The 23,231-nt window shown below is 71.8% G+C and carries 21 protein-coding genes; 6 read left to right on the top strand and 15 right to left on the bottom strand.

Translation table 11 applies throughout. The features are described from left to right. Positions 1-129: 129 nt before the first annotated feature. The 7 genes from ACZ5XZ_RS23655 to ACZ5XZ_RS23625 all read right to left on the bottom strand — a co-directional run bounded on the left by ACZ5XZ_RS23655 (position 130) and on the right by ACZ5XZ_RS23625 (position 5,453). Entirely contained in the window at positions 130-1,470 is a 1,341-nt protein-coding gene (locus ACZ5XZ_RS23655; protein WP_468981175.1) for a hemopexin repeat-containing protein, read from the bottom strand. A 93-nt stretch (positions 1,471-1,563) separates the two neighbouring features. Further along, on the bottom strand, positions 1,564-1,794 hold the full coding sequence (locus ACZ5XZ_RS23650; protein ID WP_468981172.1) for a hypothetical protein: 231 nt from the start codon (positions 1,792-1,794) through the stop codon (positions 1,564-1,566). A 78-nt stretch (positions 1,795-1,872) separates the two neighbouring features. Beyond that, the gene (locus ACZ5XZ_RS23645) at positions 1,873-2,055 is read right to left on the bottom strand and encodes a hypothetical protein (RefSeq protein WP_468981171.1); all 183 of its coding nucleotides are present in this window, start codon (positions 2,053-2,055) and stop codon (positions 1,873-1,875) included. Between the two features lie 99 nt (positions 2,056-2,154). Beyond that, the gene (locus ACZ5XZ_RS23640) at positions 2,155-2,334 is read right to left on the bottom strand and encodes a hypothetical protein (RefSeq protein WP_468981169.1); all 180 of its coding nucleotides are present in this window, start codon (positions 2,332-2,334) and stop codon (positions 2,155-2,157) included. A 107-nt stretch (positions 2,335-2,441) separates the two neighbouring features. Beyond that, positions 2,442-2,609, bottom strand: coding sequence for a hypothetical protein (locus tag ACZ5XZ_RS23635; RefSeq protein ID WP_468981167.1), 168 nt, complete (start codon positions 2,607-2,609; stop codon positions 2,442-2,444). A 144-nt stretch (positions 2,610-2,753) separates the two neighbouring features. Next, positions 2,754-2,942 carry a hypothetical protein gene (locus tag ACZ5XZ_RS23630; RefSeq protein WP_468981166.1) on the bottom strand — a complete coding sequence of 63 codons (189 nt, stop codon included), beginning with the start codon at positions 2,940-2,942 and terminating at the stop codon, positions 2,754-2,756. Between the two features lie 39 nt (positions 2,943-2,981). Continuing rightward, a complete protein-coding gene (locus ACZ5XZ_RS23625) occupies positions 2,982-5,453 on the bottom strand; it encodes a cyanobactin maturation protease PatG family protein (RefSeq protein WP_468981164.1) in 2,472 nt (823 codons plus the stop codon). Positions 5,454-5,730: 277 nt separating this feature from the next. Between ACZ5XZ_RS23625 and ACZ5XZ_RS23620 the strand changes: the two genes are divergently transcribed. From ACZ5XZ_RS23620 to ACZ5XZ_RS23610, 3 genes are all read left to right on the top strand, one after another. Continuing rightward, complete coding sequence (locus ACZ5XZ_RS23620) at positions 5,731-6,444, top strand: AfsR/SARP family transcriptional regulator (protein ID WP_468981162.1); 714 nt, start codon at positions 5,731-5,733, stop codon at positions 6,442-6,444. Between the two features lie 205 nt (positions 6,445-6,649). After that, positions 6,650-7,723 (top strand): isopenicillin N synthase family dioxygenase, encoded by a 1,074-nt coding sequence (locus ACZ5XZ_RS23615; protein WP_468981160.1) that lies wholly within the window; start codon positions 6,650-6,652, stop codon positions 7,721-7,723. 95 nt (positions 7,724-7,818) lie between these two features. Next, positions 7,819-9,057, top strand: a complete 1,239-nt coding sequence (locus tag ACZ5XZ_RS23610; RefSeq protein WP_468981158.1) for a cytochrome P450 — start codon at positions 7,819-7,821, stop codon at positions 9,055-9,057. A 28-nt stretch (positions 9,058-9,085) separates the two neighbouring features. On the opposite strand, the gene ACZ5XZ_RS23605 is transcribed toward ACZ5XZ_RS23610, so the two are convergent. The 8 genes from ACZ5XZ_RS23605 to ACZ5XZ_RS23570 form a co-directional block, all read right to left on the bottom strand. Beyond that, the gene (locus ACZ5XZ_RS23605) at positions 9,086-10,285 is read right to left on the bottom strand and encodes an MFS transporter (RefSeq protein ID WP_468981156.1); all 1,200 of its coding nucleotides are present in this window, start codon (positions 10,283-10,285) and stop codon (positions 9,086-9,088) included. Between the two features lie 109 nt (positions 10,286-10,394). Continuing rightward, entirely contained in the window at positions 10,395-12,200 is a 1,806-nt protein-coding gene (locus tag ACZ5XZ_RS23600; protein WP_468981153.1) for a M4 family metallopeptidase, read from the bottom strand. Positions 12,201-12,751: 551 nt separating this feature from the next. Then, a complete protein-coding gene (locus ACZ5XZ_RS23595) occupies positions 12,752-13,093 on the bottom strand; it encodes a hypothetical protein (protein WP_468981150.1) in 342 nt (113 codons plus the stop codon). Positions 13,094-13,389: 296 nt separating this feature from the next. Further along, complete coding sequence (locus ACZ5XZ_RS23590) at positions 13,390-13,647, bottom strand: hypothetical protein (RefSeq protein WP_468981147.1); 258 nt, start codon at positions 13,645-13,647, stop codon at positions 13,390-13,392. Between the two features lie 93 nt (positions 13,648-13,740). Next, positions 13,741-14,859, bottom strand: coding sequence for a PP2C family protein-serine/threonine phosphatase (locus tag ACZ5XZ_RS23585; RefSeq protein ID WP_468981145.1), 1,119 nt, complete (start codon positions 14,857-14,859; stop codon positions 13,741-13,743). Between the two features lie 25 nt (positions 14,860-14,884). Next, a complete protein-coding gene (locus tag ACZ5XZ_RS23580; RefSeq protein ID WP_468981143.1) occupies positions 14,885-15,598 on the bottom strand; it encodes a flavodoxin family protein in 714 nt (237 codons plus the stop codon). A 90-nt stretch (positions 15,599-15,688) separates the two neighbouring features. Beyond that, the gene (locus ACZ5XZ_RS23575) at positions 15,689-18,406 is read right to left on the bottom strand and encodes a fumarate reductase/succinate dehydrogenase flavoprotein subunit (protein ID WP_468981267.1); all 2,718 of its coding nucleotides are present in this window, start codon (positions 18,404-18,406) and stop codon (positions 15,689-15,691) included. Between the two features lie 11 nt (positions 18,407-18,417). Next, complete coding sequence (locus ACZ5XZ_RS23570) at positions 18,418-18,645, bottom strand: 4Fe-4S dicluster domain-containing protein (protein WP_468981140.1); 228 nt, start codon at positions 18,643-18,645, stop codon at positions 18,418-18,420. 369 nt (positions 18,646-19,014) lie between these two features. Here ACZ5XZ_RS23570 and ACZ5XZ_RS23565 point away from each other — a divergent pair, with 369 nt between their 5' ends. The 3 genes from ACZ5XZ_RS23565 (at position 19,015) to ACZ5XZ_RS23555 (ending at position 23,135) form a co-directional block, all read left to right on the top strand. Further along, complete coding sequence (locus ACZ5XZ_RS23565) at positions 19,015-19,908, top strand: DMT family transporter (protein ID WP_468981139.1); 894 nt, start codon at positions 19,015-19,017, stop codon at positions 19,906-19,908. A 26-nt stretch (positions 19,909-19,934) separates the two neighbouring features. Further along, the gene (locus tag ACZ5XZ_RS23560; RefSeq protein WP_468981136.1) at positions 19,935-20,309 is read left to right on the top strand and encodes a PASTA domain-containing protein; all 375 of its coding nucleotides are present in this window, start codon (positions 19,935-19,937) and stop codon (positions 20,307-20,309) included. Between the two features lie 309 nt (positions 20,310-20,618). Continuing rightward, positions 20,619-23,135 carry an MFS transporter gene (locus ACZ5XZ_RS23555; protein ID WP_468981134.1) on the top strand — a complete coding sequence of 839 codons (2,517 nt, stop codon included), beginning with the start codon at positions 20,619-20,621 and terminating at the stop codon, positions 23,133-23,135. Positions 23,136-23,231 lie beyond the last annotated feature (96 nt).

Genomic DNA, 23,231 nt, shown 5'->3' with positions numbered 1-23,231 from the left:
GAAACGCTCACGGGGGGATCTGGGTGGGCGGCGTGAGGGAGTCTCCCGCCCCCCCCCCCCCCCCCCCCCCCCCCCCCCCCCCCCCCCCCCCCCCCCCCCCCCCCCCCCCCCCCCCCCCCCCGACGCGCATCAGCCGAGCTTGGGGCCGATCTGCATGTGGAGATGATCTCGGTGACCCACTCGGATCGCGGGGTCGGCGTGATCGGGGTAGAGGACGAAGCCTTTGTCGCCGAGCCTCGGCATCGGCCACCTGTTGTCGGGGCCGACGGCGTTGCCCTCGCATTCGTACGTGCCGCACCGGAACGCCGTGGTGAACAGGCCGTACGCCAGCGCGTCGACGGACGGGTCGATGCGGATGCTGCTGCCCGGGCGCGGTGGCAGATCTCCCCAGTCGGTCTTGATGGACTTCTTGAAGGGGGTGCCGTCCACCTCCCCGCCGATGGCCGACAGATCGAGCGCGCGGCCTTGGTTGTGGCAGTCGTTGGGCGGACCGATGCCATGGCCGATACCCAGGTGGAACAGCTCTGCCACGTCGGGATGGGAGGAGTTGAGCCATCGGGTCAGCCGGTAAAGGGCCAACAGCATCCGCTGGTCGACGTTGTCGAAGAAGGCTGCCCCCGGGTTGAGGGCATTGGTGTATCTGATGCCGCCAAGTGTCGGCGGTCCGACGGTCACGTGCTGATCGGGGGTCGGTGACACGATCCCCGTCGGCCCGTCCACGAAGACCGGGCTCTTGAGGGTGAGTTTGTGGCGGCGGATCAGGTCCGCCATCAGCCGGTTGGCCTGAACGGGGGTGAGGAGCCGGGCCGGCATCAGGGCACCCGACGGTGTCGGCGCGAGGCTGAAGCCGGCGAGCGTGCCGCTGTCGTCGACGACGTCGGCGTCCACGTCGTAGCGCTGGTAGGCGTCGCCGCGGAAGAAGTAGGCGAACCGGCCTCCGGGGTAGAGCGCGGCTGTCAGGTTCGCACTGAACACTCCGGGCCATTGGTCGGCGATCTTGAGCGGATAGCCGGGGTCGACGCTGTCGGCGGTGATGTCATAGCGAACGTACTCATCACCCTTGAACAGATACAGCTTGCCGTTGCCCCAGTTCACCGCGGTGTCGATGCCCTTCTGCCAGTTCATCCCGCCGTCCGAGCCGTCGGGCAGGCCCGCCCAGTCGTCGGCCAGCGTGGAGGGCGGGTTCGGCGGCAGGAACGCTGGATCGGTCTTGCCCGTGCGGTGGTCATAGCGCACATACGTCTTGCCGGTGAGGGCATAGGCCGTATCGGCGCCCCACCACACAAAGGCGTTGGGCGAGCCGTCGAGCTTCGGCCAGTTCGTCCGCACATCCAGTGAGCCTTGTTCAAAGGCGTCGGTCACCGCGTTGTAGCGGTGGTAGGTGTCGTCGTCGAAGAAGAGATACACCTTGTCGAGCTGCGGCGAGTTGACGACCTTCGGCCAGGCGATCGCCGTGCTGAGAGCCACCATGACAGCAACTCCGTTCGTCTCGGGGCGGCCGGAGTTCGGCCGGCCGGTGCCGGGGCCGCCCCGCTCGCTACGGCACCGGTTGCGGCCTGCGGATCAGAGCAGGCATCCCCACGCGGAGCCCAGGACGGCTTGGCATTCCTCGCCCTGAGGGTTGAGGCACAGGAGTGGGCTCGGGTCACCGACGTCGTGGCCGTAGTAGCCGCCGACCTGTTTCTTCTTGAGGCTGGGTGTTCCGTCGGGCTCCGTGAACGGGCGTGTGACGAGGAACTGCTCGTAGGGCAATGAGCGGTCGATCACTCGCTGGACCGGCAAGTTGAGCTGCATGGTTTCTCTCCCGTCCGCCGCGTGCCGGGTGTGCGCCGGTGACCGGTGCGGTCCGCGGCCACCGGCGCGGGTACGGGCTCAGATCTGGAGGATCTTGGTGAGCGTGTCGAAGAACCCGTCCGCCTCGACGCCCGTGGCGTCCCCGTAGGTGCCGGCGGCCGCGGTGCTGCTGCGGTCGATGGGCGGCGCCTGTCGTGGCATCTCCAACGTAGCGGCCCTGGCAGGCCGGTCCACATCGCGTTCGGTCCGGTCAATCTTCATGGCCTTCCTTTCGTCATGCCGCCATGCGGTCACATGCCGGCCTCCGGGAGTCACCGGCCGGTGGCCCGGTCAGGCCGCGGTCACCAGCCCGATGACTGCTCAGATCGGGAGGAACTTGGAGATCAGCGAGGTGAGGAGCCCGTCCGCCTCGACGCCGGAGGTGTCGCTGTGGGCACCTGTGGTCGTTCCGTTGCGGTCGATGGGCGGCGCCTGCCGTGGCATCTCCAGCGTGGCGGGCCTGAGCGGCCTTTCCACGTCTCGTTCGGGCTGCTGGATCATCGTGCCCTTCCTTGTGTCGTGCCGTCAGGACGTCTTCACGTCATGCCGGCGACGGGTGTCGCGGCGCCGGTGACCGGTGCACACCGCCACACCGGCGCCGTGACAGCTCAGATCGGGAGCATCTTGGCGAGGATGTTGGTGAGGAATCCGTCCGCCTCGACGCCGGAGGTGTCGCTGTGGGCACCTGTGGTCGTTCCGTTGCGGTCGACGGGCGGCGCCTGCCGCGGCATCTCCAGGGCGGCGGGCCTCTTCGGCCGGTCCGTCGCTCGCTCCATCCGGTCAATCATCGTTGCCTTCCTTCACTTCGTGGCGTCACGTCGGCAGAAGGGGTCCGCCGGCGCCTTTCGCTCCCCGCGCAGCGGCGCCGGCGGTGATCTGGCGACTTCCGGGACCGTCCGATCGGTCATGGTGCGCTCCCGTCACTCCGACAGGCCGCCTTGGGAGTAACAGATCTGCCGGGCCATTCCCTTCAAGTCCGCGCAGCGCAGCGACGCTTCGACGCCGTCCGCGGTGTCCGCTGCGGCCGCAGAGCTCCAGCCGTCCCGGTGAACCGGTGGGGCCTGTACGGGGAGCGCGATCTTCGGTCGCTCGTCCGGGTACTCGTTCATGGCCTGCTCGCCTCCTTGTTCTCGTCGTCGTGGGAAAGCTCAGATATCGCCGAGGAACCTGTGGGACGGCGCCAGGCTGACCGGAGGTATGTCGCTCACATCGATCGTGAACAGGTAGTTCACCTTCGCGCGGCGGTCGTCCTCGGGGTCCATGAAGGTGACGACGACGTCCTGGCAGTCCGAGCCGATACGGCAGTACGGGCTCTTGGCGACGGTGACGGTGTCCAGCGCGTAGAAGTTGTTGCTCGACCCCGGGACGAATTTGGCCGACAGCAGGCCTTCGGCGATGGCGCTCGCCGCTTGGAACGCGTTGGTCCCGGCGTAGTTCATGGCCCGGTCGGCGGAGCTCTGGCCGAGGTTGCGGAACTGGTAGTAGACCTTGTCCAGCAGCGCCCGGACCGTCGTTTCGAGGTCCTCTTGGGAGATGGCGCTCGTCTTCTTGCCGGTGTCCGTTTGTTTGGTGACTTCTTTGACCACCGCCTTGACCAGCGCGTTCTCGTTCCACGTGGCGACCCCTCGGCTCCATACCTCGACGACGGGTACGTACTGCCCGGAGAACAGCCGAACCGTTCGGTCGGTGAGCACTCCGGGGATCGACACCCGAGTGATGAGGTTCGGATCCTTGGGGTCCTGGACCTGGCCCACGATCGCGTCCCGGAAGGTCTTGTAGATCGTCGACACCGGAGGGTAGGAGTGGTCGATCAGGAGCTGTGCCAGCTTGTCCGGGTCGGTCGCCGCCTCCTGCGCGGCGCGCTTCACCTGGGCCGGCTTCGGTATCGGCCCGCCCCAGTCCATCCCGGCCGGCGCCTCGGCCTCCAAGGCGTAGATCGGCGTGCGGTCCAGTTCGAGCGTCCAGGTCAGCTTGTCCGATTCCCATGGATTCAGCGCCAGGTAGTCGCTGAGCTGTATGGGGTCGTACACCTTGGGCTGGATGGTGGTCGGCTTACCGTCCGGACTCGGTTCACCTGGGGTCGGGGGCATCGCCTGGCGGAAGGTGTCCCTGCGCGCCTCGGTCTGGAAGTCGAACCCGATGGTGCCGATCGCGTAGACGAGCTGCCGCGAGCCCGGTTTTGTGCTGCACTCGCACGAGCCGTGCGTGCCGCCCCCGCAGGCCGGACGCACCCCGCCCCCTTGCCCACTGCCGACACCTGCCGGTTCGGGCGGAGCCAGGGGCCTGGTGCCCTCGTCATCCGTGGCCCCGGTCGTCTCCCGCACGGGGACGTCCACGCCGTTGCTTTCCATGGCACTGTCTCCTTCCATCGACTCCGCACCGGACGTCTCCACTGCGGACGTCCCGGATACCTGGTCAGGGGGCTCCGGAGGGGTCTGGGGGATTTCCTCCTCGTCGGTGGTCTCCGCCGGCTCGTCCGCGGCGATGTCCGTGTGGTCGGTGTCCATGGCATTGATTCCCTCTGTCGATTCCGAGGGGGACGGCCCGCCGGAGGGCGCCTTGGTCGGCGGTGCCTGCGTGGGGGACGTCCCGGGCGAAGGGAGTGCACCGGCGGCGTTGACTCCCGGTTCGGGGGCAAGGAGCTGCGTCCGGTACGCGCTGTGCGGTGTGGTCCCGGACAGGACCGCTGTCACGTCGGAAGACGTCACGGACGTGTCACTTCGCGCCGTGGTGTCACTTCGCCCCGTGACGAGGTCATACGCGCGCGCGGCGTCCAGGGTGCCGACCAGGCGACGGCGGCACTGAGGGGCGTCATCGGGGGAGCACGGGGCCGTGGCGGCGGTCTTGAGGATGGCCTCGGCCGCCGCCTTGGGGTCCGCCTCGCGCCCCGCGTGCACCTGAGCGCCCACGAGCAGCGCGGCAACCCCCGATACCAGGGGGGTGGCGAAGCTGCTGCCGGTGAGCGCCGCGCGGCCGCCGCCGGGCGCGGCGCCCTCGATGTCCTGGCCGGGGGCCAGGACCCCGTTCGTGCGGTAGGCGGCGCCCCAGTTGTTGATCTTCAGTGGTTCGCCGTCGGTGCCCAGCGCTCCGACCGCGAGCACCGACGACACGGCAGCCGGGACCTGCAGACAGTCGCATCCGTCGTTGCCGACCGCGGCGACGACCAGGACGCCGTGGTCGTCGCAGAGCCGCAGCGCCCGTTCCAGCAGGCTGTCCGCCTGGGCGTCCGGTGTGCGTTCGCCACCGCTGATGTTGATGATGTGGGCGCCCTCCTGGACGGCCCGCTCGATCGCCCTGGCCAAGTCCAGCTGCGGGACGCGGCCTTTCTCCGAGTCCCGGAACACCGGGAGCAGCAGCCCCCGGCACTTCGGGGCCAGGCCGGAGACGACGCTGCCGGGCCCGCCGAAGAGCAGGCTGGTGACGTGTGTGCCGTGCAGCGACATCGGCCCGCTTCCGGCGGGCTCCTCGACAAGGGTGTCGAGCCTGGTCAGATCCGCGTCGGCGAGGCAGGGGTGGGACAGGTCCACCGGACCGTCCAGTACGGCGATGCACACCCGGGCGTCACCGAGCAGCTCGTCCTCGCGCACCGGCAGGCGTGCAAGGACCGATCGGGCTTCCATCCGGCCCCCCTCTCCGCCAAGGGCTCAGGTCACGGGTGCCGTTCAGGACCAGACTCGGGCCGGCCCGTCCGGCGGGCGTCCCCCGGATTGTCCAAAGGGCGTTCCGCAAACGTCTCTGGTTCATCTCCGAGCCGTTGACTGGCCGGTCAGACCGCCTCGACCCACCCGACGAAACCGGCCGACGGCGATGCTCGAACGGCGCGCGAACAGCCGGTGAACGCGATGCCTGCGGCATATCCGGATGCGCGATGCAGCCGCCGGTCGCAGAGTGGAGCTTGTGAATTCGAACAGCGCGTACCTGGAACTACTTAGGACCTTCGAGTTCGCATACGCCGGAAGCCGCATCCCCCTCCCCCTGGGAGCCCAGCGCCTGTTGGCCCTACTGGCCCTGCAGAAGCACGGCGTCTACCGAGGGGCGGCCGCCGAGCAGCTCTGGCCCGACTGCACACCCAGCCGGGCGGCGGCGAATCTGCGGTCGGCGCTGTGCCCGGTCCGGCGGATCCGGTCCGCGACCGTCATCGACAGCGCCGGTCAACGCCTGCGGCTCTCGCCCTCGGTGGACGTCGACCTGGACGCGATGCGGAAGACGGCCCAGCGGGTGATCGCCGGGCTGAGCCCGCTGCCGGCGGACTGCGACGCATTGGTGGGCGAGCTGAACCGGGAGTTACTGCCGGGCTGGCCGGACGACTGGCTCATGCTGGAGCGTGAGCGCTGGGACCAGGCACGGCTGCACGCCCTCGAAAGCCTCGCCCAGCAACTCCAGACGGCGGGGGAGTACCTGCCCGCCCTCCAGACGGCGCTGACCGCGATCGCCATCGATCCGATCAGGGAGACCGCCCACCGCATCGTCGTGGAGATCCATATCGCCGAGGGCAACATCGCCTGCGCGCTCAAGCGGTACCGCACCTACCGCGAGCTGCTGCAGCAGGAACTCGAGGTCGCGCCCTCGCAGCAGCTGACCCGGCTGGTGGAGGAAGTGATCTCCACCTAGCGGAAACCGGTGCGGTGGCCACGGCCGTTGCCGGCGCCTGGCGAGCCGCGCCCGCTATTCCATGGCTGCCTCGGGTATCCATGTCTGCGGCGCGGATCGGCTCGTTCCGACCGCGCCTTTTGGTGCAGCGTTCAGTGAAATCTTGGACGACACAGGGTGGGCCGCGCCTTTGGCGGAGCACCGGGCGAGGAAGGACGGCCTCACGATGGGCAGGACCGAGGGCAGGGCCACCGAAGTCGACGGCGTACTGGAGGTACCCGTCATCGACATCACCGACTGGCACACCGGCGCCGACGGCCACCGCGCCGCCCTCGCGACGGCCGTCGACCGGGCGGCGAGCACCGTCGGCTTCCTGCAGCTGCGCGGGCACGGGATCCCCGAGGCCACGGTGCGGGCCTTCGCCGACGCGCTGGACGCGTTCTTCGCGCTCCCGCTGGAGGACAAGAAGCAACTGCGGCCGCCGTCCCCGGACATCAACCGCGGCTACACCCCGCCCCGCACCGAGAGGCTCAGCCTGAGCCTGGGCGTGCCCACGGCCGCCGAGGACCTCTTCGAGGCCTTCAACGTCGGCTCCGAAGCGTCCGCCTATCCGGGCCTGGGGCTCCCCGAAGCGCTGTACCCGGCCAACATCTGGCCGTCCCTGCCGGGCTTCCGCCAGGCGGTGGAGGAGTGGTGCGCCCGGGCCGGCCAACTCACCCGGCAGCTGACCGGGATCTTCGCGCATGCGCTGGGCCTGGAGGAGGGCTACTTCGTCCCGTTCACCGATCACTCCCTCGACGTGCTGCGCATGAACCACTACCCGCTCCCCGCACGGGAGACCGTCCTCGACCGTGACCAGATGGGGATGGGCGCGCACACCGACTACGGCATCGTCACCGTGCTGTGGGCCGACCGCGTACCGGGACTGCAGATCCTCGACACCCGCGGCGACTGGCACGACGTACTGCCCGAGCCCGGCTGCCTGCTGGTCAACCTCGGCGATCTGCTGGCCCGTTGGACCAACGGCCGCTGGCTGTCGACCATGCACCGGGTCCTGCCGCCCACCGACGACGCGGGACGGGTCGTCAGGCGCCGCTCCGCCGCCTACTTCCACGACGGCAACTGGGACGCGGAGATCAGCTGCCTGCCCGGCTGCGTACCGGCCGGCACCGAGCCGCTCTACCCGCCCACCACGGTCGGCCGGCACCTGTCCGAGAAGCTCGCGGGTTCCCGCGCCGGCCGGCTCAACGAGAACGCGCCCCGCGAGGCCGCGCGCCTGCGGTCCGCCCGCGACGACTGACGCGTCCGCCCGGGACCCTGGCGCGCCCCGGCCGCCTCCGCACACCGCCGACGCCCCCTGGACGAAGCCACCGGCGCCCCCTAGCGTCGCGCGGTGTGACCAGCATCCCGCAGCCGCCCGACATCCTGTCACCCGGGTTCGCGGCCGACCCGTACCCCGCCTACCGCATCCTGCGCGAGCACTATCCGCTGCTGTACCACAAGGGCATCGACAGCTATCTGATCTCGCGGTACGAGGACGTGGAACGGGCTTTTCGCGAGCCGGTGTTCACCAGCGACAACTACGACTGGCAGATCGAGCCGGCGCACGGTGGCCGCACCCTCCCGCAGATGAGCGGCCACGAACACGCCGTACGCCGCGCCCTGGTGGCCCCGGCCTTCCGCGGCCGGGAGCTGCGCGAGACGTTCCGGCCGGTCATCGAGCGCAACGCCCGCGAGCTGATCGACGCCTTCCGCGGCGCGGCGGAGACCGACCTGGTGGCGAGGTTCGCGACCCGCTTCCCGGTCAACGTGATCGTCGACATGCTCGCACTGGACCGGGCCGACCACGACCGCTTCCACGGCTGGTACGCGGCGGTCGTGGCCTTCCTGTCCAACCTCGCCCAGGACCCCGAGGTCGCCGCCGCGGGCCGGCGCGCGGGCGAGGAACTCGCCGGGTATCTGCGTCCGATCATTCGACAACGCCGCGCCGCACCCGGCGGCGACCTGCTCTCCAGGCTCTGCACCGCGGAGATCGACGGCATCCGGATGACCGATCAGGACATCACCGCGTTCGTCAGCCTGCTGCTCGCCGCCGGCGGCGAGACCACCGACAAGGCCATCGGGCTGATCTTCCGCCATCTGCTCTCCCACCCCGAGCAGCTCGCGGCGGTACGCGCCGACCGGTCGCTGGTGCCGGCCGCCTTCGCCGAGACGCTGCGCTACACCCCGCCCGTCCAGATGATCATGCGGCAGCCCGCCGCGGACGTCACCCTCAGCGGCGGCACCGTCCCCGCTGGCGCCACGGTCACCTGTCTGATCGGTGCCGCCCACCGCGACGAGAGCCGGTACGCCCGGCCCGACTCGTTCGACCTCTTCCGCACCGACCTGACCCCGTCCCACGCCTTCAGCGCCGCCGCCGACCATGTGGCCTTCGGCCTCGGCCGGCACTTCTGCGTAGGCGCCCTGCTGGCCATGGCCGAGGTGGAGACCGCGGTCAACCAGCTGCTCGACGCCTTCCCCGCCATGGCCTTCGCGGACGGCAGCCAGCCCGCCGACGCCGGGGTCTTCACCCGCGGGCCGACGGAGCTCCGGGTACGGCTCGCGGCCGGGGCGGGGGCGGTCGGCGGGGCCTGAGCGGTGGGCGGCCCCCGGCCGGGTGCCCTCAGTCGGTGTCCGGGAGCGGCCGCCGCAGTACGTACAGGCCGACGGCCACCGCGAGCACGATGACGCACGCGGAGAAGGTCAGGCCCGCCCCGCGCAGGCCGAGCTCCAGGGTGAGCGCCCCGACACCGACGACCGGTAGGGAGATACCGAGGTAGGCGACGAGGAAGAAGGCCGAGATGGTGCCGCCGCGGTGCGCGGGCGGGGCCGCGTCGCCCACCGCGGTCAGGCCGGCGCGGAAGGCCAGCCCCTGGCCGGTGCCGCCGCAGACCGCGCCGACGACCAGGACGGGCAGTGCGGTGACGGCCAGGGAGGTGGCCACCAGCGACAGCCCCACCACCAGGACCAGGCAGCCGACCGGCAGGGCTCTGCGCACGCCGATCCGTCCGGTCAGCAGCTGTCCGGCGGTCGATGCCAGGAACACCGTGAAGACGACCGATCCGGTGACGGCCAGGTTGTGCTCGTCCAGGGTCTGGCTGACGAAGGCCGGTGCGACGGCGGTGAACAGGCCCAGCAGCGCGAATCCGGCGAAGGCGGCAACGGCCGAGGGGGCGAAGACCCCGCGTACCTGGGGCGGGACGTGGAGGCCCTGGGGCCGCAGGGTGCGGGGCCGGTGGGGGTGCGCGACGGTCTCCGGCAGGAACCAGGTCACCGCGGCCGCCATGGCCACCAGCACCAGGTGCACCAGGAACGGCAGGGCCAGCGGCCAGGGCGTGTACTGGGCCAGCAGCCCGGACAGCAGAGGGCCGCAGCCCAGGCCGCCCATGTTCGCGGCGGTCGCGGCGAATCCGGCGTGTGCCTCCTGGCCGGGCTTCGCCAGCTCCAGCACGGCCGCGGTGGCGGCGCCGCTGAACAGGCCGGCGGCGAACCCGGACAGCACCCGCCCCACCAGCAACAGCGGCAGCCCGCCCTCGAAGAGGAAGCACAGCGCGCTCGCCGCCGACAGCCCCAGGGCACACAGCAGCACCGGGCGCCGGCCCGTCTCGTCCGAGAGGTTGCCCGCGAGGAGGAGAACGGTGATCACGCCGAGGGCGTAGACGGCGAAGACCACGGTCACCATCAGTTCGGAGAAGCCGAGCTGCTCGCGGTAGAGCCCGTACAGCGGGGTCGGCAGCGTCGTACCGGCCATGCCGACGGCGAACACGCCCGCCGCCGCCGGATAGCCCAGAGCCCGTTTCCCGGCGGCGCGATCGGTGATCATGGGCTCAAACGTAGGCGCAGGCGGGCCGTGAGGTCGAGGACCGGCGGCCCGGAAAACGCACGGTGCCCCCGCCGGACGGCGGGGGCACCACACGAGCCGGGGCCCGTGCTCAGTGCTTGGCTGACGGAGCGTTGGCCGCCGTCACGTTCACCGCGGCCCAGGCCTTGGCCACCGTCTTGTACTCGGTGCTCCGCGCGCCGTACAGATCCTTGGCCGCGTGCAGCGTCGCGGTCCGGGCGTCGTGGAAGTCGGTCGTGGAGACCATGTACCGGGTCAGCGCCCGGTAGAAGATCGCCGTCGCCTTGCTCCGGCCGATGCCGGTCACCTTGGAGCCGTTGTAGGTGGGGGAGTCGTAGGCCACCCCGCCGATCGTCTTCTTCCCGCTGCCCTCGGCGAGCAGGTAGTAGGCGTGCGAGGAGACGCCGGAGCCGGCGTGCACCTCGGTGTCGTAGGACTCCTTCGACCAGTAGTCGACGGTGCCCTCCAGCTTGTCGAGGGACGGCTTGTCCAGACGGCGCAGGAACTTCTGCTCCAGGCCGAGCTTCTCGCCCATCAGGTAGTTCGGCGGGTTCTTGGGGTTGTCGGTGGCGAACTCCACCGCGCTGCCGAAGATGTCCGCCAGCGACTCGTTGAGCGAGCCGGGTTCGCCGAACTGGTTGCCCTCGGCGTCGACGCGGGTGGGCTGGAGGTTGGCGGTCGCGTCGACGACGCCGTGGCTGAGCTCATGGCCGGTGACGTCCAGGACGACCAGCGGCTTGGCGAAGGTCCTGCCGTCACCGTCGCCGTAGAACATGCAGCCGCAGTCCGAGGACCAGAAGGCGTTGCCGACCTTCTTGCCGAAGTGCACCAGGGCGCGGGCGCCGCGGCCGTCGTTCTTGATGCCCTTGCGGCCGAAGGTCTTCTTGTAGAAGTCCAGGGTGCTGGTGATGCCGTACTGGGCGTCCACGGCGGCGGTGGCCCGGTCGCTCGTGGTGCCGTTGCCCCAGCGGTTGGTGGCGGAGGTGAACGCCTTGCCGCCGGTGAACTTCTCCACCTCCTTGTCGCCGGCGTCCCGGGTCTCGGTGTTGCCGCGGGTGGGGTCCTTGAGGGTGAAGGACTTCTTCGCCGTCTGGGTGGTCGACAGCGGCACACTGCCGACGAAGAGGGACGAGCCGGTTCCCTTGGCCGTGGTCGGGAAGCCGGGGGCCTTGGCCGCCTTGCCCGCGGCGGGCGCGGGGGGAGCCAGCAGCCCGGTCACGGGGTTGAGCCGCTCGCCCCGCTCGCGCAGCTTGTCCAGGAGGGCGGGGGAGAGGAACGAGTCGTTCGCCGGGGTGTTGCTGAGCACCGCCCCGGTGGCCGCGTCGAGGACGACCGTACGGGCGCCGCCGGCCTCGGCGGTGCGGCTGTCGTCGACCTGCACCTGATAGGCCAGCGTCGTCCGGTCGTCCCGGGCGGCCAGGATCAGTTCGGGCTCGCCGGCGTCGCCCTTGGCCACGGTGGCGGCCTTGGACCGGGCCTGATCGGCCGACAGCTTCGGGTCCGTGGTGCGCACGTCGACCTTGTGGTCGAAGGCCCGGGTCACGCCCTCGTACGCCGAGGTGGCGGTCAGATGGACGACGAGGTCGCCGCCGAGCACCGGCAGTCCACGGTGCGTCCGGACGAAACGGACATGCTGCCGGCCGTCCGGGTCGACCATCGTGTCGGTGGCCTTGAGAGTGTCCTGCTTGCCGACTCCGGTGGCCGTGGCGTGTGCGTACGCGGCCGCACGTGCCGCGTCAACGACCTTGTCGGAAGCGGGAGTCGAGGAGGGGGTCTGGGTTCGCGGAGCCGCGCTGGTCGCGCCGACGGCGGTCGCCGCACCGGCCGTGAGGGTCGCGGCCGTGGCCACCGCGACGGCTATGGCCAGGCGGCGGCTGCGTATGTGGGGTCTACGCACTGATGGGGGTCCTTAGCGCTGCGGGGGCGGTCGACAGGCCAACCGCCCGTACACGCGGTGTCGTTGTGCACCGCGGGGGCCGTGTGACCCCGCGCAAACCCTGTATGCCCTGGCATGGGCATGTAAAGTTAAATGATCAGTATTCGAGATTTGTGGTCTAAATTTGACAATTGATCACCTTTGGGTAGCCGCGAGGTGACCAATTGTGGTCTGTCTCCACAGACATGAAGAGGCGCGAAAAGGTTGCCCGGCCACCGGCGGGAAATTGCCGGTGGCCGGGCCGATGAGCGCGCGAATCCCCCTAGACCGTCACCAAAGGCGCGTCGGTACGCGCCGGGGCGCAACCGGGAGCGGTGCGGTTACCGCACGGGGAGGCGGGTGCCCTGACGGGCGGGGCGTCGCGGCGGGTGCACGCTGAGCAGCGGCGTCGCTACGCGCCGAGTGGATGCCGAACGAGGCGGCGGGCGATCGGTCGAGACGGCGGGCGATCGAGACGGGCAGCGCGGAAGCCAGGGCCGGTCCGGCCCTGACCTGACCCGTCGGAGGGGACCCTAGGAGTCGCTCTTCGGGCGGCCCGTCTGATCCGCCGCGGCGGCCGCCCCCTGCGGATCGAAGAGCTCCTCAAGGGAGGCGTCGGCCCGCTCCCCGCCCCGTACGGCCTCGACCACGGCCTGGTGGAAGCTGCGGCTGGCCTCTTCGGACGGGCACGGGACGGGGCTGCCGACCATGGTGTACCAGTCCGAGGACCCGGTGTGCTGCACGGCCACATGGGCCAGGTTCTCCGACCAGGTCGTATGGATGGTCAGGTCGCCGTTGATCACGCCGATCTCCTCGGTGCGAACCGCGCCGGGTAGGGCGTGGATCCCGACAGTGGTCCAAGATGCCCAGGTCATGATGTTCCCCTCGGCGACAAGGGCCCCGGCCGGCGGCCGGGCGCGGTGCCTCAAGTCTGGCACTTGAGGTGCGGCGGCGCAGCGTATACGGGGCCGCGAATTCCGCCGATGCACCACTCGGCCCGCGCGGCCCGGCCCGGCAGCGCACGCCGATGGGTGATTTCTCCTTCAATAATCCCGGTGGTGCCCGCCCACCCCCGGCGGCCCGGGGCACGGCCCAGGGTCTTGCCCGGCCGACCGCCCACCAGGGCGTGTGTGCTGCGGCGAGGCGCCGGGCGGCCGGATCGGTGGACGGCTCAGTCGATGACCGTATGGAAGAAGGTGACGCCGGCGCCGAAGGCCGCGCCGCCGACGAGGGCCGCGGACGCCAGCGTGCCGCCGTTGAAGCAGGTGAGCACTCCGGCTCCGAGGGCGGTGAGGGCACCCAGGAGGAGGATGACGGCGGCGCGCTGACTCAGCAGGGCCGATCTGTTGTGCGCCGCCGATCTGTCGTGCCGTGGCGAACTGTCGTGGAGTGCGGATCCGTTGTGCAGTGCTGATCTGTTGTCGGACACATCAACTCCGATCTGCGCGGGAGCGATGGCTCGCTCGGTGCGGATGCTGATGCTCGGATCGATCTTCTCATTTCTCGCCCCACAAGGCCCGTATCACACGAGGAGATTCGGCGCCGGCATCGGCTGACGGGTGATCGCGAGCATCGCCATGTCGTCGTCGCGGGGCCCGCCGGTCCAGCTCGCGACCTCCCGCGCCAGGAGGTCGATGACCTCTCGCGGCTCCCGGAACGGGCCCCGGCCGGCGAGCTGCGCCGCGGGGTCGTAGAACGCTCCGGTGCGGTCCCGGGCCTCGGTCACGCCATCGGTGACCAGCAGCAGAGTGCCGCCCGCCGGGAAGGGCCGGTCGGCCGGTTCCGGCCGCGCCACGCCCAGCCCGCCCATGCCCAGGGGCAGCCCCGGATCGCCGGTCTCCAGCTCCCGGACCTCGGTGTCGTGGCAGAGATATGGTGCGGGGTGGCCGCAGTTCAGCAGCCGCAGCCCGTCGCCCTGCGGCCGGATCTCGCAGATCAGGGCCGTGATGAAGCCTTCGAGTCGGACCTCCTCGGAGGTCTGCTCGCTCTCCCGCAGCAGCGCGCGCTCCATCCGGTCGGCGAGCGCGGGCAGCCCCGGCTCCTCCTCGGCCGCCTCGCGGAAGGCGCCCAGCAGCACCGACACCGCGCTCACCGCGTCCAGCCCCTTGCCGCGGACGTCGGCGATCAGCAGCCGGACGCCGAACGGAGTGCGCTGCACCGCATAGGCGTCGCCGCCGATCCGGGCCCCGCTCTGGGCGGCCTGGTAGCGCGCCGCGATGGCCAGTGGACCGATGCGCTCCGGCGGCGCGGGCAGCACGGCGCGCTGGGCGGCCTCCGCGACCGTGCGCATGACGTCCAAAGTGTGTCCGTGGCGGGCGATCACCCAGTTGACGCCGACCCCCATGAGCGCGGCGAAGACCGTGTTGATCAGCTCCAGATAGCCCACGATGTCGCCGGCGGTGCCGTCCTTCACCGTCAGCGCGGCGACGCCGACGATGATCACCACGCCGATCACGAGGGTGTGCCGGAGCGAGAGCAGCGCACCGGCCGTCACACTGGCCGCCGTCAGCATGGGATCGCCCCAGTACTCCTGCGGCGACAGCGTGTCCCAGATCAGCCCGCCGGTGGCCAGGACGCCCGGAGCGAACTCGACGTAGCGGGGCCATCGGGTGGAGTAGGAGGGGAGCGGATCGTTCGGCATGCCGCGCGGCCCAGGTCCCCGGCGCTCAGCGGTGCTCGGGGTTGGCGGAGTCCGGTCGGCAGCCGGCGTCCCACTCGGTGCGCTGGTTGCCGTGCGCCGGGATGCCGCCGGCCCGCTTGAGCATCGCCGCGAGATGCATCAGGTTCCACGTCATGAACGTGGTGTTGCGGTTGGTGAAGTCGTTGTCCGGACCGCCCGAGCCCGGATCCAGATACGAGGGGCCGGGCCCGGCCTCGCCGATCCAGCCGGCGTCGGCCTGCGGCGGAATCGTGTAGCCGAGGTGCTGGAGGCTGTAGAGGACGTTCATGGCGCAGTGCTTGATCCCGTCCTCGTTGCCGGTGATCAGACAGCCGCCCACCCGGCCGTAATAGGCGTACTGGCCACGGTCGTTGAGCACGCTGGAACAGGCGTAGAGCCGCTCGACGACCCGCTTCATCACGGAGCTGTTGTCGCCGAGCCAGATCGGCCCGCAGAGCACCAGGACGTCAGCGGCCAGCACCTTCGCGTACAGCTCCGGCCAGGCGTCGGATGCCCAGCCGTGCTCCGTCATGTCCGGCCACACCCCGGTGGCGATGTCATGGTCGACGGCGCGGACCACCTCGGTGGCCACCCCGTTCGCCGCCATCAGGGCGCGGCTCTTGTCGACCAGCCCCTCGGTGTTGCTCGTCTCCGGGGAACGCTTCAGCGTGCAGTTGACGAACAGGGCGCTGAGGTCGTCGTAGCGGTACGTGGGGGCCATCGGGAACTCCTTGCGCGCGACGGACGGACCCTCGGCCCCCAGCCTTCAGCCGCGGGGACCGAGGGGCCACCGGGAGGGCCCGAACGTGTGTCACCCCTTCGAGGCGAGCCGGGCGTAGGCGCGCACATCGGCGTCCGGGTCGTCGGCGACCTCGGCCAGCGCGCCGCGGGCGTCCGCGCGCCCGACGTGGGCCCGCAGCGCCAGCACGGCGGCCTTGCGGACGTCGGCGTGGCCGTCGCGGAGGGCGGCGCGCAGCGCGGCCACGGCGGTCTCGGGACGGGCGGCGGCCAGGGCCCGCGCGGCGCCGGCCCGGACCTGCCAGGCCGCGTCGCCGAGCGCCGCGACAACCGGCGCCTCGTACGGCGGCGGGCAGCCGGTCGTGGCCAGCGCCCCGAGCGCCGCGGCCCGGACCAGGACGTCCTCGTCGTGCAGCAGCGCCGCCAGGTCGGCCGCGCCGCCGACCGTGCCCAGGGCGTGCGCGGCCGCCACCCGGACCTCGCGGGAGGCGTCCTTCGCGGCCCGCCGGAGCTCGTCGGCGGCGTCCACGGAGACCAGCGCGCGGACGGCCTGGATGCGGACGTCCACGGCGGGGTCGGCGAGCGCGGCGGCGAACAGGGGACGGTCGCCGAGGCGGAGCGCGCGCAGCACGTCCACGGCCGACGACCGTACGAGCGGGTCGGGACCGCCTGCCGCGGCGGCCAGCGGCGCGCGCAGCCCCGGATCCGGCACCAGCACCTCGACCAGTTCGCGGAGCGAGGCGGCGGCCGCCGCCCGCACGGCGGCGTCGGTGTCGGCGAGCGCGGCGGCGAGGGCCGGGCCGGTGCCCGGCGGCACGCTCTCGGTGAGCGCGTCGAGCGCCGCGCGGCGTACGACGGGGTCGGGGTCGGCGAGGTACGGGCCGAGCGCCGTCAGGTCCGGCTGGTCCTCGGCGAGGGCCAGCAGTTCGAGGATCCGTGGCGAGGGGGCGCCGGGAGCGGGCCCGGGCTCGGCGGCGCGCCCGGCCTTCCCGGGCCGGGGCACGGAACCCACCGGCGGCGTATCCCGCCGCCCCGCCGTCGCGACCTGCTCCGGATGGACCTCGCCGAGGAAGCGGGCGGCGCCGCCCGCCGGGGCGTACCCGTCGACCGGGACGAGATAGGGCGCCACCGGACGGGCGGTGAACTCCATCCGCCCCGTGGCGGACTTCCGCAGGTCAAGGTGGCACAGCCAGTCGCCGTCGTGGGTCTGCGGATGGTCGGTGCGCTGGTGGTAGAGGCCCCAGCGGGACTCGGTACGGGCCAGCGACGAGCGGGCGGCCATCTCGGCGCAGTCGCGGATGAAGTCGACCTCGGCGCAGCGCATCAGCTCGTGCGGGGTGCGGGCGCCCATGCCGGCGATCTCGGCGCGCATCCGCTCGAAGTGTTCGACGGCCAGCGACAGCCGGGCGCCGCTCTTGGGCGGGGCGACGTAGTCGTTGACGAACCGCCGCAGCTTGTACTCGACCTGCGGCTGCGGCGGGCCGTCGGGACGGCGCAGCGGCCGGTAGATCAGCTCATGGGCGTCCCGCAGCTGATCCGCGGGCAACTCGCCCTCGTACGCGCGGAATCGGGCGGCGTCCGCGCCCGCCAGGTCGCCGTACACAAACGCGCCGATCATGTAGTTGTGCGGGACGCAGGCCAGGTCACCGGCCGCGTACAGCCGGGGCACGGTGGTGCGGGCGTGGTCGTCGACGCGGACACCGGACGCCGAATGGCCGCCGCACAGCCCGATCTCGGAGATGTGCATCTCCACGTCGTGGGTGCGGTAGTCGTGCCCGCGCCCGGCGTGGAAGGTGCCGCGGGTGGGCCGCTCGGTGGTGTGCAGGATCGTCTCCAGCGCGGCCACCGACTCCTCGGGGAGGTGACTGAGCTTGAGGTAGACCGGTCCTCGTTCGGAGGCGGTCTCGGCCGCGAACTCGGCCATCATCTGCCCCGACCAGTAGTCGGACTCCACGAACCGCTCGCCGTGCCGGTTGACCTGGTAGCCGCCGAAGGGGTTGGCGACATAGGCGCAGGCCGGGCCGTTGTAGTCCTTGATCAGCGGATTGATCTGGAAGCACTCGATACCGGTCAGCTCGGCGCCCGCGTGGTACGCCATGGCATAGCCGTCGCCCGCGTTGGTGGGGTTCTCGTAGGTGCCGTAGAGGTATCCGGAGGCCGGCAGGCCGAGGCGGCCGCAGGCACCGGTGGCGAGGATCACCGCGCCCGCCCGGACCGTGACGAAGCCACCGGTGCGGGTGTGGAAGCCCGCCGCCCCGATCGCCCGGCCGTCGGGGCCGGTCAGGACGCGCACCGGCATCACCCGGTTCTCGATCCGGATGCGTTCGCGCATCTCGCGGCGGCGCAGCTGCCGGTAGAGCACCTTCTTGACGTCCTTGCCCTCCGGCATCGGCAGCACATACGAGCCGGAGCGGTGCACCTGCCGGAGCGCGTACGCCCCGTGCTCGTCCTTCTCGAACTTCACGCCGTACGACTCCAGCCGCCGCACCATCGCATAGCCGCGGGTGGCGGTCTGGCGGACGGTGGACTGGTCGACGACGCCGTCGTTGGCGCGGGTGATCTCGGCGACGTAGTCGTCGGGCTCGGCCCGCCCGGGGACCACCGCGTTGTTGACGCCGTCCATGCCCATGGCCAGCGCACCGGAGTGGCGCACGTGCGCCTTCTCCAGCAGCAGGACCGACGCGCCGTGTTCGGCGGCGGTGAGCGCGGCCATGGTGCCGGCCGTGCCGCCGCCGATGACGAGGACGTCGCAGGACAGTTCCTCGGCGGAGTCCAGAGCGGGGATCTCCATGATGGTGCCTCTCATCGCAGCAGGTAGGGCATGTTGACGGTGACCGCGCCGGTGGGGCAGCGAGCGGCGCACGGGCCGCAGTACCAGCACTCGTCGACGTGCATGTACGCCTTGTCGCTGGCCGGGTCGATGGCGAGCGAGTCGAGCGGGCACATGTCGACGCAGAGGGTGCAGCCGTCGATGCACTTCGACTCGTCGATGGTCACGGGCACGTCGGCCCGTTGGGGTACCAGGGACATGGCGGTCTCCAAGGCAGGAACGGCAGGGGGCACGGGGGAACGGGGCGAAGGGGCTCGGGTCGTGCGGCGCGACCGGCCCCGCGAGAGCCGGCCGCCGCGGTCCTAAGCGGCCTGCGGTGGACCATACCGAGGCATCCCGGGCAGTGGTGTTGCCGCAATGTTGCGCCACCCACAGCCCGCCGGAAAGCGGCTCTGACCTGCTGTTTCGAGCCTGCCGAGGGTATTTGCGCCACCTCGTGCGCGGCGGCCGGGCGCACCGGATACCGCCGTCCGGCGCAGTGCCCGCGGCCGCCGCACCCGTGTCGTCGGCCGGTCCCCGCCGCCGTCCCGTTAGCGTCGACGGCGGGCAACGGCGCACGAGGAGGACGCATGAGCGTATGGCCGTCCGTGCTGTTCGCGCTGCTCGCGGCGGCCAGCAACGGTCTGGCCACGGCGCTGCAGCGCCACGCCGCGCGCACCATCCCGCTCTCCTCCAGGCTGCGCCTGGGCCTGCTCGTCGATCTGCTGCACCGCGCCGCCTGGCTCGGTGGGATGCTCGCGGTCATCGCCGCCGCCTGCTTCCAGGCGCTGGCGCTGTCGCAGGGCGCGCTGTCGGTGGTCCAGCCGATCTTCGTCCTCGAACTGCCGCTGACCCTGCTCATCGGACGGCTGATCCTCGGCGGACGGATCTCTCGCGTCGGCTGGACCGGCGTGGCGCTGATCGTCGTCGGCCTGGGGTCCGCGCTCGCCGCCGCCGCGCCCACCGTCGGCACCGCCCGCGCCCCGTTCGGGCGCTGGGTGCCCGCCCTCGTGGTCTGCGCCGCGGTGATCGCCACGGCGGTCGGCGCCGCGCTGCGCCGGGGCGCGGGCGGCGTGCGTGCGGCCTGCTTCGCCGCGGCGGCCGCGATCGCCTACGCCCTCACCGCGGCCCTGATGAAGGACGCCACCTACGCCTGGGAGACCGGCGGCCCCGGCGCGTTCTTCGCCTCCTGGCAGACCTACGGCTTCGCACTCGTCGGAGTGCTGGCGCTGTTCCTCTACGAAAACGCCATGCAGTCCGGCCCGTTGACGGCCTCGCAGCCGGTGGACACGCTCGGCGACGCGCTGGTGAGCCTGTCCCTGGGCGTCACCCTGTTCGACGAACGCATCCGGACCGGCTGGTGGCTGCTCCCCGAGGCGCTGGGCATCGCCCTGGTCCTGTGGGGCGCCCTGCTGCTCTCCCGCGTCGCACTGGCCCGGGACCTGGTGGGCGCCCAGGAGCAGCGGCCCGCGGCCCGCAAGTGACCGTCCTCGGCAAAGATCGTTCCCCAGTGGTGAACGACAACCTCACCGCGACGAACCGCACCCTCACCGCGAAGCACCGGACCGCAAGGACCCGCACCGCACAGGCCGGCACCGCCGCCGCCCTGGCCCTGTCCGCGCTGGCCCTGGCCGGACTCGCCCACGCCGACGGACGCACCATGCCCGACGTGACCGGCCGGGGCCTGGTCGACGCCTTCCAGACGCTGGACTACGACACCGGCATCCGGTTCAGGGACGGCCGCGGCGCGGGCCGCCATGTGCTGTGGCCGGCCTCCTGGAAGGTCTGCGGCCAGCAGCCGGCGCCGGGCACGCCCCTGAAGGGGCGGCAGATCACGCTGACCGTGGTCAAGGACGAGGAGCGGTGTGCGGCCGGTGCCGGGTGAACACCTCCGGCCGACCCCAACCGCCCTCGTCCACCGGGAAGTTGGAGGTGCGGCGCACCGCCGGGGCGCCCCGGGCCCGCTAACCTTGCCACGTACAGGCAGTGCGGGGCGGGGCGCCTTCGCACACCACCGCCGTCAGCGCGACACCGCACGGGCCGCGCTCCGTGATCCGTGGTTTTCCCCCCGACGGCCGGGCCGAGTGGATCCGGCCGCCGGGCCGTCTCGACGAGGACAGGCAGCACGACACCACACACGGCCGGGTCCCGGGGGAGTCCAGGGCGCGGCTGTGGAGCAGGGAGAGATACGTACATGAGCACAGCCACCTCCCCACCCGAAGCCGGAGTCCGGGAGATACCCGGGCCGGGGCTCCTGCCGCACCGTCAGATCCTCACCATTCTCAGCGGCTTGATGCTGGGGATGTTCCTCGCCGCACTCGACCAGACCATCGTCAGCACCTCCATCCGGACCATCGCCGACGATCTGCACGGCCTGAGCCAGCAGGCCTGGGCGACCACCGCCTATCTGATCACCTCGACCGTCGCCACGCCGCTCTACGGCAAACTGTCCGACCTGCACGGCCGCAAGCCGTACTACCTGGCCGCCATCAGCGTCTTCGTCGTGGGCTCGGTGCTGTGCACCTTCTCCACCTCGATGACCGGACTCGCCGCGTTCCGGGCGGTGCAGGGCCTGGGCGCCGGCGGGCTGATGTCGCTGGCGCTGGCGATCATCGGTGACATCGTCCCGCCCCGGGAACGCGCCCGGTACCAGGGCTACATGCTGGGCACCTTCGCGACCTCCAGCGTCGCCGGCCCGCTGATCGGCGGTGCCCTCGCCGGCCAGGACCAGCTGCTGGGCATCACCGGCTGGCGCTGGGTCTTCCTGGTCAACGTACCGATCGGCGTCATCGCGCTGTTCGTCGTGGCCAAGGTCCTCAACCTCCCGCACACCCGGCGCGACCACCGCATCGACTGGTGGGGGGCGCTGACCCTCTCCGTCGGCGTGGTCCCGCTGCTGCTCGTCGCCGAGCAGGGCCGGGAGTGGGGCTGGGACTCCTCCCGCGCCCTCGCCTGTTACGCCGTCGGCGCCGTCGGCATCCTCGCCTGGATCCTCGTCGAGCGGCGGACCGGCGACGACGCGCTGATTCCGATGCGGCTGTTCCGCAACGGCACCTTCAGCACGATCAGCCTGCTGTCCGTGCTGATCGGCATGGGCATGTTCGGCGGGATGCTGCTGATCCCGCAGTACCTCCAGATCGTGAAGGGCGCCAGCCCCACCACGTCGGGCCTGCAGATGCTCCCGCTGATGGCCGGCATGATCATCGCCTCGATCGCGTCGGGCCAGATCACCGCCAAGACCGGCCGCTACAAGGTCTTCCCGCTCATCGGCACCGCGCTGATGGTCGCGGGGATGCTGCTCTTCCACCTCCGCGTCCAGTGGGACACCCCGCTGTGGGAGACCATGGCCGCCATGCTGGTCTTCGGCCTCGGCCTGGGCGGCTGTCTGCAGAGCCTGGTGCTCGCCGTGCAGAACACGGTGCCGCCGCAGGACATGGGGGTGGCGACCGCCTCGTCCACGTTCTTCCGGCAGATGGGCGCCACCGCCGGTACCGCGGTCTTCCTGTCGGTGCTGTTCAGCACGGTCGGTGACAAGATCTCCGCGGCTTTCCGCAGCGCGGCGTCCACCGAGCGCTTCCAGGCCGCGCTGCACGACCCCGCCGTACTGCGCGACCCCGCCAACAAGCCCGTACTGGACACGCTCGGGCACCAGGGCAACGGCGACTCCTCCGGCGTGCTCAGCGATTCGTCGTTCATCCAGCACCTCGACCCGCGGCTCGCCGAGCCGTTCAAGCGCGGCTTCGCCGAGTCGATGCACACCGTGTTCCTGATCGGCGCGGTCGTCGTCGCGCTGGCCTTCCTGCTGATGTGGTTCATCAAGGAGGTGCCGCTGCGGCAGGTGTCCGGGCTGCAGGCACGCGCGGAGGCGGAGGCCGCCGACGCCGTGGACGCCGCGCCGGTGCGGGCCGAGCCCCCCGCGGCCACCGCGACCGGAACCGGCCCGGCCGGCCCGTCGCTCCACGGCACCGTACGGGACGGCGCCGGCCGGCCGGTGGCGGACGCCGCGCTCACCCTGGTCAGCGTCGGCGGCCGGCAGCTCGGCCGTACCTCGACCGCGGCCGACGGCGGCTACACCGTGCCCGTGACCGGCGCCGGCACCTATGTGCTGATCGCCTCCGCCGACGCCCGACAGCCGCAGGCGGTGACCGTCGTGGTGGGCGGGCAGCCCCTGCCCTACGACCTGACCCTCGGCGGCGGGGCGGGCCTGACCGGTGAGGTCCGTACGGAGCGCGGCGACGGCCCGGTGCCCGACGCGCTCGTCGTGGTCACCGACGTACGCGGCGAGGTCGTGGCCTCGGACCGGACCGGCCGGGACGGGGGCTTCGCCTTCGACGAACTGGCGCCGGGCGGCTACACCCTGGCCGTCAGCGCGGAGCACCACCGCCCGGCCGCCCTCCAGGCCGAGGTGGCCGCCGGCAGCCGCAACCGGTACCGGGTCCGGCTCAGGCCGGGAACCCGGCTCCGCGGCACCATCCGCACGGCGGACGGCGGCCCGGTGGACGACGCCCGGGTGACCCTGCTGGACCCGGCGGGCCACGTGGTGCGCACCACCACCAGCGACCGGGACGGTGCGTATGCCCTCACCGACCTCGACGGCGGCGCCTACACGCTGATCGCCGGCGGCTATCCGCCGGTGGCCGCCTCGGTGAGCGTGGGAGCCGCCGGGCGGAGCGAGTGCGACATCGACCTGGGGCACGACCCGGTGACCTGACGCCGGGCGGCCGACCGCCGTGGGGGGGGGGGGGGGGGGGGGGGGGGGGGGGGGGGAGGGGGGGGGGGGGGGGGGGGGGTGGGCGGGGGGGCGTCA

Source organism: Streptomyces sp. NPDC033270, from assembly GCF_055576575.1.
This window is presented reverse-complemented; position numbering and strand designations above follow the sequence as displayed.

What these genes read in the sequence shown, in the direction of transcription:
- ACZ5XZ_RS23655 (WP_468981175.1), bottom strand. Translation starts at nt 1,470, where the DNA reads ATGGTGGCTCTCAGCACGGCGATCGCCTGGCCGAAGGTCGTCAACTCG.
- ACZ5XZ_RS23650 (WP_468981172.1), bottom strand. Translation starts at nt 1,794, where the DNA reads ATGCAGCTCAACTTGCCGGTCCAGCGAGTGATCGACCGCTCATTGCCC.
- ACZ5XZ_RS23645 (WP_468981171.1), bottom strand. Translation starts at nt 2,055, where the DNA reads ATGAAGATTGACCGGACCGAACGCGATGTGGACCGGCCTGCCAGGGCC.
- ACZ5XZ_RS23640 (WP_468981169.1), bottom strand. Translation starts at nt 2,334, where the DNA reads ATGATCCAGCAGCCCGAACGAGACGTGGAAAGGCCGCTCAGGCCCGCC.
- ACZ5XZ_RS23635 (WP_468981167.1), bottom strand. Translation starts at nt 2,609, where the DNA reads ATGGAGCGAGCGACGGACCGGCCGAAGAGGCCCGCCGCCCTGGAGATG.
- ACZ5XZ_RS23630 (WP_468981166.1), bottom strand. Translation starts at nt 2,942, where the DNA reads ATGAACGAGTACCCGGACGAGCGACCGAAGATCGCGCTCCCCGTACAG.
- ACZ5XZ_RS23625 (WP_468981164.1), bottom strand. Translation starts at nt 5,453, where the DNA reads ATGGAAGCCCGATCGGTCCTTGCACGCCTGCCGGTGCGCGAGGACGAG.
- ACZ5XZ_RS23615 (WP_468981160.1), top strand. Translation starts at nt 6,650, where the DNA reads ATGGGCAGGACCGAGGGCAGGGCCACCGAAGTCGACGGCGTACTGGAG.
- ACZ5XZ_RS23605 (WP_468981156.1), bottom strand. Translation starts at nt 10,285, where the DNA reads ATGATCACCGATCGCGCCGCCGGGAAACGGGCTCTGGGCTATCCGGCG.
- ACZ5XZ_RS23595 (WP_468981150.1), bottom strand. Translation starts at nt 13,093, where the DNA reads ATGACCTGGGCATCTTGGACCACTGTCGGGATCCACGCCCTACCCGGC.
- ACZ5XZ_RS23585 (WP_468981145.1), bottom strand. Translation starts at nt 14,859, where the DNA reads ATGCCGAACGATCCGCTCCCCTCCTACTCCACCCGATGGCCCCGCTAC.
- ACZ5XZ_RS23580 (WP_468981143.1), bottom strand. Translation starts at nt 15,598, where the DNA reads ATGGCCCCCACGTACCGCTACGACGACCTCAGCGCCCTGTTCGTCAAC.
- ACZ5XZ_RS23575 (WP_468981267.1), bottom strand. Translation starts at nt 18,406, where the DNA reads ATGGAGATCCCCGCTCTGGACTCCGCCGAGGAACTGTCCTGCGACGTC.
- ACZ5XZ_RS23570 (WP_468981140.1), bottom strand. Translation starts at nt 18,645, where the DNA reads ATGTCCCTGGTACCCCAACGGGCCGACGTGCCCGTGACCATCGACGAG.
- ACZ5XZ_RS23565 (WP_468981139.1), top strand. Translation starts at nt 19,015, where the DNA reads ATGAGCGTATGGCCGTCCGTGCTGTTCGCGCTGCTCGCGGCGGCCAGC.
- ACZ5XZ_RS23555 (WP_468981134.1), top strand. Translation starts at nt 20,619, where the DNA reads ATGAGCACAGCCACCTCCCCACCCGAAGCCGGAGTCCGGGAGATACCC.